At 63.2% G+C, this 12,540-nt stretch carries 8 protein-coding genes; 3 read left to right on the top strand and 5 right to left on the bottom strand.

Going from position 1 to position 12,540, the window contains the following annotated elements; genetic code table 11:
* Window positions 1-9 precede the first annotated feature (9 nt).
* From tssH to tssK, 5 genes are all read right to left on the bottom strand, one after another.
* Window positions 10-2,733, bottom strand: coding sequence for a type VI secretion system ATPase TssH (tssH, locus tag H0X90_RS15170; RefSeq protein ID WP_077189801.1), 2,724 nt, complete (start codon window positions 2,731-2,733; stop codon window positions 10-12).
* Window positions 2,734-2,868: 135 nt separating this feature from the next.
* Window positions 2,869-3,354, bottom strand: coding sequence for an Hcp family type VI secretion system effector (locus H0X90_RS15175; RefSeq protein WP_006494514.1), 486 nt, complete (start codon window positions 3,352-3,354; stop codon window positions 2,869-2,871).
* A 108-nt stretch (window positions 3,355-3,462) separates the two neighbouring features.
* Window positions 3,463-5,184, bottom strand: a complete 1,722-nt coding sequence (locus H0X90_RS15180; RefSeq protein WP_077189800.1) for an OmpA family protein — start codon at window positions 5,182-5,184, stop codon at window positions 3,463-3,465.
* Entirely contained in the window at window positions 5,181-5,912 is a 732-nt protein-coding gene (locus H0X90_RS15185) for a DotU family type IV/VI secretion system protein (protein ID WP_077189799.1), read from the bottom strand. Before H0X90_RS15185 ends, H0X90_RS15180 begins: the two co-directional genes overlap by 4 nt.
* Entirely contained in the window at window positions 5,909-7,261 is a 1,353-nt protein-coding gene (gene tssK / locus H0X90_RS15190) for a type VI secretion system baseplate subunit TssK (RefSeq protein WP_077189798.1), read from the bottom strand. Before tssK ends, H0X90_RS15185 begins: the two co-directional genes overlap by 4 nt.
* A gap of 597 nt (window positions 7,262-7,858) precedes the next feature.
* Here tssK and tssB point away from each other — a divergent pair.
* From tssB to H0X90_RS15205, 3 genes are all read left to right on the top strand, one after another.
* Window positions 7,859-8,371, top strand: coding sequence for a type VI secretion system contractile sheath small subunit (gene tssB / locus H0X90_RS15195; protein WP_006494510.1), 513 nt, complete (start codon window positions 7,859-7,861; stop codon window positions 8,369-8,371).
* 73 nt (window positions 8,372-8,444) lie between these two features.
* Window positions 8,445-9,977, top strand: coding sequence for a type VI secretion system contractile sheath large subunit (gene tssC, locus H0X90_RS15200; RefSeq protein ID WP_077189797.1), 1,533 nt, complete (start codon window positions 8,445-8,447; stop codon window positions 9,975-9,977).
* An 81-nt stretch (window positions 9,978-10,058) separates the two neighbouring features.
* Window positions 10,059-12,527: a type VI secretion system Vgr family protein gene (locus H0X90_RS15205; RefSeq protein ID WP_077189796.1), complete on the top strand. Its 2,469-nt coding sequence runs from the start codon at window positions 10,059-10,061 to the stop codon at window positions 12,525-12,527.
* The last annotated feature ends 13 nt before the right edge of the window (window positions 12,528-12,540 follow it).

The raw sequence follows: 12,540 nt of genomic DNA on the forward strand, positions 1-12,540 counted from the left end.
GGCCTCTGGTTACGCGGTCGTGCGTGTCGGCTCCGCCGTGCCCGCCACGACGTGGCTCCGGTCGATGAAATCGATCGTCACGCTGGCTTCGGATGAGCTCGACAGCACGATCCTCTCGGGGGCGGCCCCGGTAGCCATTCGCGCAAGCAGTTCACGCGACACGTTCGGCAGAATCCGCTGGTTGAGGAATGCATCGACGCTGCGTGCACCGGACTCGCGCGCGAGGCAAAGCTCGGCCATCGCGTCGATCAATGACTCGTCGCATGCCAGCTCGACGCCGTGTTGCCGGCGCAGGCGGTCGGCGACCTTCGACAGCTTGAGTCGCACGATCGACGCGAGTGCGGCGGCATCGAGCGGCCGATAGACGAGCGACTGGAAGCGCGCGAGCAGGGCCGGCTGGAAGTGCGCCACGAGCTCCGGGTGGATCGACTCGAGCAACGCCGCCTGGGAAATCTGCGGATCGTCGGCGGTCATCTCGTCGATGCGTGCGCTGCCGAGATTGGACGTCATCAGAATCACGCAATGGCGGAAGTCGATCTCGCGTCCTTCGCCGTCGCGCATCATGCCGCGGTCGAACACCTGATAGAACATGTCGAGCACGTCGCGGTGGGCCTTTTCGACTTCATCGAGCAGCACGACGCTGTACGGCCGCTGTCGCACGGCTTCGGTCAGGATGCCGCCGCGGCCGTAGCCGACATAGCCCGGTGGCGACCCTTTCAGTTGCGACACCGTGTGTGCTTCCTGATATTCCGACATGTTGATCGTCGTGAGCGCGGCCTCGCCGCCGAACAGCAGGTCGGCCAGGGCCAGCGCCGTTTCGGTCTTGCCGACGCCCGACGGCCCTGCGAGCAGAAAGACGCCGAGTGGCGCATGTTCATGCTTGAGACCTGCCTTCGCGGTGCGCAGGCTCTCCGCGAGCGCGGCCAGCGCATCGTCTTGCGCGACCACGCGCGCGGCCAGTTGCTGTTCGAGATTCAGCAGGCTCAGCAGTTCGTCTTCGACGAGGTTACCGACCGGCACGCCTGTCCATTCCGCGACGACACGTGCGATGACCGCCGCGTCGACATCGACCGAGATCAACGGTGCCTTGCCTTGCCGGTCGGCCAGTCGGCGTTTGACGTCATCGAGCTGGCCGTGGCCGGACGCCGAGCCGCTTTCGGCGATCTCGGCTCGATGCTGGTGAACCAGGCGGACCAGCTCGAGTTCACCGACGTGGCGCGCCTGCAGGCCGGTCAGGATGTTCCGCGCGTCGGAAAGCGCGTGCTCCAGCGTCACGCGCCGGGGCGCAACCTCGTCGATACCCGCCTGCGCGTCCGCGTCGAGCGTCGCCAGTTCGAGTTCGAGGGCGGAGACGGTGGCGTGTGCGCGCTGCAGTTCCGCTGGCGGCGATTCAAGTCCGATTCGCACTCGCGCGGCTGCGGTGTCGATCAGGTCGACTGCCTTGTCCGGCAGTTGCCGCGCGGGGATATAGCGCCGCGAGAGTTTCACCGCCGCGATCAGCGCCTCGTCCCGAATGTGCACGTTGTGATATTCCGCATAGCGGCGCTTCAGGCCTCGTAACATCAGGCACGCCGCATCGTCGTCGGGTTCGTCCACCTTGATGATCTGGAAGCGGCGCTCGAGGGCGGCGTCGCGCTCGAAGAATTCCTTGTACTCCGACCATGTCGTTGCGGCGATCGTGCGCAACTCGCCGCGCGCGAGCGCCGGCTTGAGCAGGTTCGCGGCGTCGGCGCCGCCGGCGGCGTTGCCCGCGCCGATCAACGTGTGCGCTTCGTCGATGAAAAGCAGGATCGGCTCGGGTGAGGACTGAACCTCGTCGATGACGTTCTTCAGGCGTTGCTCGAATTCCCCCTTCACCCCGGCGCCGGCCTGCAGCAGCCCCAAATCGAGTGTCAGGATGCGCACGTCGCGAATCACGTTCGGGACGCTTGTCTCGGCGACGCGCAGCGCGAGGCCTTCGACGAGCGCGGTTTTGCCGACGCCCGGCTCGCCGACGAGGATCGGATTGTTCTTGCGCCGACGCGCGAGCACGTCGACCATCTGCTGAATTTCGCGGTCGCGGCCGAACACCGGATCGATCGCGCCGCGTCGAGCCTTGTCGGTCAGATCGATCGCGAAGCGGGACAGGGCGCTGCCGTCCGTGGTGCGCCGGGGCGCGAGCGGTGCTGCCGCGATGGGTGCCGCCGATTCCAGCGTTTGACCGGCTGCAGGATCGATCGGATGATCGTCCGCTTCGGCTTCGATATCCTCCGGTCGCGCGCGCTCGCACGAACGATGGGCCAGGCGCGGCAGGACGCGCTGGATCTGCGTGCTGCTGACGGACACCAGAGGCCACGCGTTTTGTGTGCGCAGTACATGGGGTCGATCGACGATCGCCTGCAGCAGGTCGCCGGACCGGATGGTCGCATCGTCGGTCTCGGACGCCGCGCGCACCCATGCGTCCTGCAGCAGCGTCGCCAGTTGCGGGGACAGGGCCGGCTTGCCCCGAAGATTGCGTGGAAGATGCTCGATCGACGCGAGCAGCGCATCCCAGACGGTGTCGATGTCGATGCCGTAGTGACGCAGGATCGCGGGGATGTCTCCGTCGCCGGCCTCGATCAGTTTCAGCAGCCAGTGCTCGACGGTGATCTCGTCCGCGAGACGCGTCTGGCATAAGCTCACGGCCGCTTCGAGCGCTTTCGCGCAGTGCGGATTGAGTCGACGGAGCAGGTGGGTCGTGTCGCGCGGAGTCATGTCGATGTCTGAAGGGGGAAGGGGCGACGCGCAGTCATGGGCCGGACTCGGTCGCGAGGACAGGAGGGCCAGCCTGGACTGGCCAGGCTGGCGAAAGAACCGCTCGGGAGCCGGCGGTTCGACCATCGATCGGGATCAGGACCGCTCGTTCCAGGTGTCCTTGTGGATAATGTTGCCGTCCTTGTACGACCACGTGATCGTTTCGTAGCGAAGCTCCACGTTTTCGAGGTGGTTGTGCTTCTCGTAGTCCGGATTCTTGATGTCGTGCATGACCGGATTCACCGCGACGATCTTCACGTTGTCGAGCTTCGTATTGAAGTACTCCTTCTCCTTGCCCGCGTCGTCGATCTTGTACCACTTGATCTCGACCGACTTGAGCGTCTGGCCGCTCGTCACGGCCTTGTACAGGTAAGGCGTCGATGCGTCGGTTTCCTTCGTCAGCGTGATCGGCTTGTGGACGCGCGTGCCCGTCAGCTTGCCGGTGTTGCCGTCGGTCGGGATATGCACGCCATGGTCGAAGGCGACGAGTTCGACGCTGCCTTCGCGGTCCTGCACCGTCACCGAACCCTTGATATCGGCGCCGCCATCGTCCTTGAGCCACATATAGGCCGGAATTGCCATTGCCTTACTCCTTTATATTTCACTGTACGCACTACTAAACTCGCCAGGAGCGCACCCCTGAGCTTGAGAATCCCGAAGCCGGTTGCTTCGGGGGTTAAACCTGAATCGCTACTTTCCCGTGTCCGGTACCAGGGTAATTTCCACGCGGCGGTTTCTCGCGCGCCCGTCGGGCGTGTCGTTGTTCGCGAGCGGGCGGGTCATGCCGTAGCCCTGAATCGCGAACCGGGTCGCGGAAATGCCGGATGCGTCGACCAGCCAGTCCCGCACGGCTTCCGCACGTGCGGTCGACAGCTTCAGGTTGCTGTCCGGATTGCCCACGTTGTCGGTGTAGCCGGCGACGAGGATGCGTTTGTCGGGATGCGCGTTGATCATGTCGAGCGCGCCGACCATCGCGCGGTTCGATCCGGGCTTCAGCAGTGCCTTGCCGCTGTCGAACAGCGACATGCTGTCGAGCGAGACGACAGCGGGGGGAGGCGCCGGCGGCTCGTAGGATGCGATCGCGTCGTTCAGTACCGGCATCAACCGCGCGCCGCGATACATGCCGAACGACAAGCGCAGCGGAACGCCGGTGCGCGCGTAGCGGTCGAGTTGATCCCGATCGGCCACGAGCGCCTGCAGTGCGTCCCGCTTCGCGGCGTCGTGCGTTGTCGGAATCGTCGAATAGCGGCCGAGATCGCCGGCGATACGATTCAGCAGCGTTTCGTTGTTCCTCGCCGCCCCCCAGAATGCGACGGCCGCGGCACAGGCGAGCAGGGCGAGTGCGTGACCCGCGGCGGCCTGTCGAGGCGACATCCAGTATCGCTGCGGCATCGCTTCGATCAGCGGCTGCGGGAGCGGCCACGGCGTTGGCGAGGCGGTGGTGGTGACACGCGCCACGTGCGTCTGCATTTCGACATCGCGTTCCCACAGGCTTCGTGACGTACTCGCCGGTCCACAATCGATCCAGCCGATGCCGAACGGTGCGCATGGTGCTGCTGGCTGTTGTCGGTCCGCCAGTGCGCCGAACACCGCGCGCTGCGTCCAGCCGACGATAGCGGCCAGTGCGGCGGCGCGTGTGGCCGCGGCGCGATCGCCGGCCGCACGCTCGACTTCGCCTTCCGCTGCGCGAACCATGTGCTCGAAACGTTCGCCACCGGCCACGCGCGTGGCCGACGACACGCCGTACCACGCGGGCGTCGAGCAGTCGACGGAGCCAGTAGTGAGCCGCTGATAGACCGCGACGTAGCCGGGCAATCGCGTACCCAGTACGCGGGCCGTATCGGCGACGGCCTGCCGTACGGCACGCAAGTTCTGCGTCAGCGTGTCGGCTTCGGCGTGCAGAGCGGGCGCGACCGACAGCACGACGCCGTCCGGGGCCCGTCCATCGCGCCACTGCCGGACCGCAACGGCCAGGCGCGGCAGATCCTGAGGGCGATCGACGCGCAGCCAGACGCCGCCATCGCCGACGTGGACGTGCCGAGCGCCTTCCGTACGGTCGAACAGGGCGGGCAGTCCGTCGCCGGTCACCAGTACGAGCGGCATGCGCGTGCGCAGCTTCACCGGAATGTCGGCCGTCGCGGCGCCCAGTGCGGTCAGCGCGTGCGCGCTTTGGCGGCGCGCTCGGGCAAGCTTGCACGTGCACCACACCATGAGCGCGAGCGCGGCAATCACGACGGCGATCGAGAGTGTCCAAGCGACGCCGGGACCCAGCGGAAGCACCAGCCAGATCAGCGCGAGCCCCAGCACGGTTGCGAACGCGACCATGAACCGGGACGGATACCCGAGTCCTTCATGCCCGCGATCAGGCGGCCGCTGCGATTCCGTGGAGACAACAGGCAGATCGGATTTCACGGGCGAACGGCCTTTGCCGCCACGAGATGTGCGAGCTGTCCGTCGAGCGTGACCGACCAGACGCCCCATACGATCGCGGCACCCACGCACGCGAGTCCGGCGATCGCCCAGGGAGACAGCCGGTAGAACCAGTCGGACACACGTCGTCCGGCGCGATCCGCGATGAATGGCCGATCCGGGGAAGGGCGCAGCGTTTCCAGTCTGGCATTCAACGACGCGATCAGCGCAATCCGCTTGGCTTCGCCGTCACGGGCGTACCGGCCGACGAATCCCATTCCCAGGATGGCCGAGTAGCACTCGAGCAACGCGACGGGTGGCGCGGGTTCGCGCATGCGCGTTTCGAGTTGCTCGAACACGCGTTCACCCGCTTCGTGCAGGTTGAACTGCTCCACCTGCAGCGGCTCGCGCTCCCATGCGGACCGGGATTCGCCGGGCAGGTGTCGCAGTGCTGCTTCGTCGAGCAGCCCGCACTGCGCCACCAGCGCGTCGTTGCGCACGTCATCCGGAAAGCCCCGGTGCCGCAGCGCGCTCGCGAATTGCTCGACAAGCTGCTTGCACCGGGCCCGCAACGCGACCGCGTCCTGCGTCTGTCCGCCCGAGGTGAGTGTCGTCACGAGCAGCGCGGTGTCGCGCAGCAGATCGCGCATCCCGTCGCTGCGCGGGGTGCTGGTGCCCGTCGCGGTCGGCATCAGGGCGGTGTCGCTTCGATTGGGAGTCAGGGTATTCATGAACGCAACACCGCGTAAAGTTCGAGCGAGGCGTCCGGTACCGATGCAGGCAGATAGATCTGGCAGGCTCGCGCGGCGAGCATCTTCGCGTGCAGGGGACTGGACGCATCGAGCGCGAAATAGTGATTGTCCAGGCGTACCGGGATCGCGCCGGGTACGCGCTGGACAGTCTTGAGCGGGACGCCCAGAAGCGCCGAATTGATGATGTGTTCGACGTCGTCGGGCGCGCCGATCTTGCAAAGCCGTGGAAACTGTTCGACCAGCTCGAACGCGGGCACCGGTGCGTTGACCGACAGATACCAGTCGGCGGCATCCGCGACGATCCGTTCGTCGAGGAACTGGGCGGTCCACGTGGTCGGCCCCTTGCGGGTGAGCCCGATCGACACGACCCGTGACGGAATGATGGCGTCGAGCAGCGTGCGGATCAGCGATTCCAGTTTCGCGAACACGTCGTCGGCTCGCCCATGGTCGTACACCGGAATGTCGGTGAGCTGCACTTCGGTGGAGAACGTCATCAGCGCGCTCGTCAGCTGCGCGAGCGTCGTATACAGATGCTCCGGAGGGCGGCTCGGGTGGGCGCCAAACAGCCGCAACTGCGGCCAGGCCGCGTGGATGCAATGAAGCAGCCAGAAGAGTTGCACGTCGGCCACGCCGTATTCCGCGACCTCGGCAATGCGTTCACTGCGACGCGTACCGAGCGCGAGGGTCTTGGCGTGCAGGATATCCGTCAGGCGATTGATCCGTTCGATGTGCAGCGGATGGCCACCGAGCGTGAGGCATGGCGGCACGAACTGGCGATCGACCTCGAACTGGCCGCCGGACCCGCGCGTCAGTCGCGCGATCGCGCAAACCGTGTCGTCGGCGTGCGACTCGAAGTCGAACACGAGCCGGACTGCATGCCGTTCGACCGCAATTTCGGTCTCGCCGGTTCCATTCAGGTCCGTGACCTTGACGAATTCACGGTAAGCGCGCCGCGGTCGGGCGAGCGACACCTCGTCGAAGCGGCAGTTGCTGCCATTCGCATCCGGCAGCGCGAGCGCTGCGAAGACAACGACACTCTGCAGGTCCGCCGGCACGCCTTGCGTCAGATCGCGTGCAGACGGCAGCGTATCGGCGACGGCCGTATCGATCGGCGTACCGTCTGGAAAAACCAGCCGCAGGCGGGTGAGTTTCAGGCGCCCTGTCGACAGCGCTTCTTCGTCGACCTCGACGGCGAGCGTTCCCCACGGCTGAGCGATAGCAGCGGATGTGTACTGACGTAGCGCAAATTCAGCCCACCTATCCTGTTGCTGAAAATGCTGCTGCGTCAGGATGAGGCCCTCGTGCCATAGCGGTTTCGCGATTCGCATGGTCTCTCGTGTGGTGTTTCTGTTCGTTATTCGGTTCAAGGGCGTAACCTATACACGACATCTTTTTGAATGTGAAACCTATTTTATAAAGACCATGTGGTTTGGTTTACTAATGGAAAGATGTGAAGTGTGAACAAATTTCACAATCCGTCGAATGATTGTTTTCGGGATATTTGGTTTGTTGGCACATTTTAGAGATGCCGAAAAAGATGGCGTGCGGACGATGGAAATGATGCGAATGACCGTGTGACAAGACGCGGGGCTGGATGATCGATGGCTTTGAGCAGCGATCGTCCGGATCGGTCGTCATTTATATCGAAAATATTCGGCGTCTTTTGACTTTGTAAATTGTTTCTGGATGTTTGCGATTTTTTGCATTTGATCGTTGTGGTTTTCGGGCGACGCGCTTTGACTCACTCGGAGTTTGCCGTGTATAAGTGCGATGCGTTTTTCGCCGTGCGAGCAGAAACCATGCGATGAAGTATCGATCGAGGCATGCTGCGCACCGCAGCCACGCGTGACATATCGAAGAGACCATCGCGCCAAACACGCCGCGCGCCCGCCCAATGCTTGATCATCACTAAATAAGGATTGCAAATGGATAGCTTCCAGAGAGAAATTCCGAAGAGCCGTGTCTCGATTACGCTGGATTTGCATACGGGCGGGGCCCAGAAGAAAGTCGAGCTGCCGTTGAAGCTGCTCGTCGCGGGCGACTTCAGCGCGGGCCGCGAACAGGCGCCGCTGGCCGAACGCAAGAAGGTCAATATCGACAAGAACAATTTCGATGCCGTCCTGGCCGACCATGCGCCGGATCTCAAGGTGGCCGCCGAGAACACCTTGGCCGGCGACGGCTCGGAATTGCCGGTGAGTCTTTCGTTCCGCTCGATGAAGGATTTCGAGCCCGAGCAGGTGGCTCGCCAGATTCCCGAGCTGCAAGCGATGCTGGCGATGCGCAATCTGTTGCGCGATCTCAAGTCGAACCTGCTCGACAACGGCATGTTCCGCCGCGAGTTCGAGAAGATCCTGAAGGACAAGCGCCTGTCCGACAAGCTGCGCGGCGAACTGGGACAAATCGCCACGGCAACCCTGCAACAGGAAGGTCATGCGTGAGCGCGGTCGGCCCAAGACGGCCGTCATCGCTTCCCGCAACCACGCAGCCATACCAAACATGACTGAGAGAAACATGAACCAGAATGAATCGCGCCAGAGCGCCACGGAAACGATCGTGCTCGAAAACGACAGTGTCTACGCCGCGCTGTGCAACAAGATCAACCTGAAACCGGTCGCCGAGGCGCGGCCGCTGGAAGCATTCCGCGACAACGATGCGTTGTCGGAGGCGTCGGCCGACGAACGCGTCGCACGCGGCATGGACGCGCTGCTCAACCTGATCGCGAAGGAAAGCAAGCCGGTCGACCGGCTCGACAAGTCGCTGCTCGACTTTTACATCGGACAGCTTGACCGGCAGATCAGTCGCCAGCTCGACGCGGTCATGCATGCGCCGGATTTCCAGGCACTCGAAGGTCGCTGGCGCGGCCTCAAGATGCTCGTGTCGCGCACGGACTTCCGCAAGAACGCCCGCATCGAAGTGCTCGATGTATCGAAGGAGGCGCTGCAGCGCGACTTCGAGGATTCTCCGGAGCTGATCCAGAGCGGCCTGTATCGCCTCACGTACATCGAGGAATACGACACGCCGGGTGGCCAGCCGATCAGTGCAATGATCAGCGATTTCGAATTTGCGAACTCGCCGATGGATGTCGCGCTGCTGCGCAATATTTCGAAGGTGGCGGCTGCGGCGCACATGCCGTTCATCGGCTCGGTGGGCGCGGCGTTCTTCGGCAAGAAGTCGATGGAAGAGGTGGCGTCCATCCAGGATATCGGCAACTACTTCGATCGTGCCGAGTACATCAAATGGAAGAGTTTTCGCGACACCGACGACGCGCGTTACGTCGGCCTGACGATGCCGCGCGTGCTCGGCCGTTTGCCGTATGGCAAGGATACGACGCCGGTGCGTGCGTTCAACTACGAAGAGGCGGTGAAGGGACCGGACCACGACAAGTATCTGTGGGTCAACGCGTCGTTCGCGTTCGCGGCCAACATGGTGCGCAGCTTCGTCAGCAACGGCTGGTGCGTGCAGATTCGCGGCCCGCAGGCGGGCGGCAAGGTGGAAGACCTGCCGGTTCACCTGTATGACCTCGGCACCGGCGTGCAACCGAAGATTCCGACCGAAGTGCTGATCCCGGAAACGCGCGAGTTCGAGTTCGCGAATCTCGGCTTCATCCCGCTGTCGTTCTACAAGAACCACGACTTCGCGTGCTTCTTCTCGGCCAGCTCGACGCAAAAGCCGGCGTTGTACGAGACGAAGGAGGCGACGGCCAACAGTCGCATCAACGCGCGCTTGCCGTACATCTTCCTGCTGTCGCGTATCGCGCACTACCTGAAGCTGATCCAGCGTGAAAACATCGGCACGACCAAGGACCGGCGTCTGCTCGAACTCGAGCTGAACAACTGGATCAAGGGGCTCGTGACCGAGATGAAGGATCCGGGCGACGAACTGCAGGCGTCGCACCCGCTGCGCGAGGCGAAGGTGACGGTCGAGGACATCGAGGATAACCCCGGCTTCTTTCGCATCAAGCTCTTCATCATCCCGCACTTCCAGGTAGAGGGCATGGACATCGGCCTGTCGCTCGTGTCGCAGATGCCGAAGGCGAAGGGCTGATCCGGCGTTTCATGCACCTGCCGGGGCGCTGATGGCTGCCCCCGGCGGCGCCGTTGTGTTCGTGCACCTGAGAGAAAATCCATGTCGATGATACTGCCGTCGCAGGCTTATGAATTGAAGCTGGCGCCTCATCCGGCGCCGACGTCCGTGCTGCGGTTTACGGGCCGGGACGCCGTGAGCGAGCTGTATCGCTACGACATCGAATTCACGAGCCCGATGGCGGGTATTCCGATGGATCAGGTGATCGGCCGTCCCGCCAAGTTCATCGTCGCGCCGGTCGATCCGGACCTCGACTATCTGCGCAGGATGTTCGGCGAGAACGCCGGCCAGTTCAGCACGATGTCGCCGGCTTATACGATCCACGGCGTCATCACGCAGTTCGACGAGTTCGGCAGTTCGACCGATCAGACCCACTATCGCGTGCGGCTCGAGCCGAAGCTCGCCGATTTGAACCGGGGTGTGACGAGCCGGCTGTTCCAGAAGCAGTCCGTCGAGGAGATCGTGACCGACACGCTGCGGCACTACGGCTACCGGGCTGGGGTCGATTTCCTGTTTCAGTTGCGCGGCGAATACAAGCGGCGCGAGTACGTCACCCAGTATCACGAGACGACATTCGCCTTTATTCGGCGCCTTTGCGCGGAAGAGGGAATCTGGTTCCGCTGGGAGCAGAAGAAGGATCACGCGGTGATCGTATTTGGCGATGATCTGGATGCCTACGCGCGCAAGCAACGCACCGTGTCGTACCGGCGAGACTCGGGGCTAGAGAGTTCCGGTGTGGACGCGATCAAGACGCTCGAGAAGCGAACCCGGCGCGTGCCCGAAGCCGTGCGTCTGCACGACTACAACCATCGACAGGCCGGGGTATCGCTGCTCGTCGAGGAAAACACCGCGCGCGACGACAAGACGACGAGCGGTGTTGATTACCGCTGGGGTGAGCACTACGAGACGCCGGAAGAGGGTGAGGGTGTGGCCCGCCGGCGTCACGAGGCGCACCTTGCCGCGCAGATCACGTTCAATGGCGCGGGTAATCCGTTCTGGCTCGAAGCCGGTGAAGTCATGCGGATCGAGCCGAACCCGGCCGACGCGAAGCATGGGGTATTCATCACGGCTGTGGAGTCGCAGGGTGGTCGCGATCAGTCGTATTGGATGACGTTCGAGGGGATTCCGTCCGATCGTGCTTGGCGGACGCCGATCGATGCGATCAAGCGACCGGCGATCGACGGCATTCTGCCTGCGCGCATTACATCTCCCGGGGATTACAAGTACGCATATCTGACCGAACAGGGCTGGTATGTGATCAAGCTGCCGTTCGATCTCGATGAGTGGAGCCCGGGTGGGACAAGCCGGCCGGTGCGGTTCGCGAAGCCGTACAGCGGTGACAACTATGGGCATCATTTTCCGCTGATCGATGGGGCGGAGGTGGCGGTTGTTTTCACGCAAGGTCATCCGGATCGGCCTGTGATCATCGGAGCGATGCATGACAGCCTGCATCCGGATCTCGTCACCAGTCGGAACCATACCCGGAATCTGATCCGCACCGCCGCGCGGAATGAAATGCGGATGGAGGATAAGGAGGGTGTCGAGCATATTCACCTGACGACGCCGTTTGAGACGAGTGAGCTGAACCTTGGGCACATGGTCGACGGGGAGTGCAAGGAGCGCGGCCGCGGCACGGAGCTCCGAACGGACGGCCACGTGGCCGTTCGCGGTGCAAAGGGTGTTCTGGTCACGGCAGAGGCCCAACCGGCAGGCAATGGTCAACAGCTTGCGATGGAGCGGGCGCAAGGATTACTCGATCTGGCGCTCGAGCAAATGCGTGGGCTCGGAGAGGCCGCTCAAGCCGCGCAGGCCGTGGCGAGCGATTATGACCGCCAGCGCGTGTTGCTTGACGAGACGTTGAAGGAACTCAAGAAAGCAGGGGTTCTCGTGTGCGCCCCGGACGGCATGGGCCTTACATCCGGAACGGATCTTCAGCTCACCGCGAATGACAATTTGATCGCCACCGCCGGCGGGAATGCCGATTTCGGTGTCATGAAGCGGTTTACCGTAGCAGCCGGCGAACTCGTATCGCTCTTCGCGCAGAGACTTGGTTTGAAGCTCTTTGCGGCTCGGGGAAAAGTCGAAATTCAGGCGCAAAGCGACGACATGAGTTTGCTCTCCGCAAGGGACATGCGAATCACGAGTGCGAACGGGCGGGTCACGATCGAGGCGAAGGAGGAGTTGCTCCTCAAGTGTGGTGGATCTTACGTCCGCATCGGCCCGACGGGCATTGAGGACGGCACGCGTGGCAATCGTACGATCAAGTCAGCTGCATTCAGTCGGCAGGGGCCGAGTTCACTCGCTGAATCGATGAACACGTGGAAGCACGCGAAGTTTGACGATTCCTATGTTGTGCGAAATCCGTCCACCGGCGAGCCGCTTACCAATGTGCAGGCAGAAATCAAGCGGGACGATGGCAGTGTGCTCAAGGTGGTGACGGACGAGTCGGGTAAGACACCAAAACAGAAGAGTCTCTTCACCGAGCATGTTCGCATTCGGCTGCTTGACTAAATTCGCTGACCTA

It is taken from the genome of Burkholderia sp. 9775_39 (assembly GCF_015712225.1).
Lineage (GTDB): Bacteria > Pseudomonadota > Gammaproteobacteria > Burkholderiales > Burkholderiaceae > Burkholderia > Burkholderia cenocepacia.

What these genes read in the sequence shown, in the direction of transcription:
- H0X90_RS15175 (WP_006494514.1), bottom strand. Translation starts at nt 3,354, where the DNA reads ATGGCAATTCCGGCCTATATGTGGCTCAAGGACGATGGCGGCGCCGAT.
- tssK (WP_077189798.1), bottom strand. Translation starts at nt 7,261, where the DNA reads ATGCGAATCGCGAAACCGCTATGGCACGAGGGCCTCATCCTGACGCAG.
- H0X90_RS15185 (WP_077189799.1), bottom strand. Translation starts at nt 5,912, where the DNA reads ATGAATACCCTGACTCCCAATCGAAGCGACACCGCCCTGATGCCGACC.
- tssC (WP_077189797.1), top strand. Translation starts at nt 8,445, where the DNA reads ATGAACCAGAATGAATCGCGCCAGAGCGCCACGGAAACGATCGTGCTC.
- tssB (WP_006494510.1), top strand. Translation starts at nt 7,859, where the DNA reads ATGGATAGCTTCCAGAGAGAAATTCCGAAGAGCCGTGTCTCGATTACG.
- H0X90_RS15205 (WP_077189796.1), top strand. Translation starts at nt 10,059, where the DNA reads ATGTCGATGATACTGCCGTCGCAGGCTTATGAATTGAAGCTGGCGCCT.
- tssH (WP_077189801.1), bottom strand. Translation starts at nt 2,733, where the DNA reads ATGACTCCGCGCGACACGACCCACCTGCTCCGTCGACTCAATCCGCAC.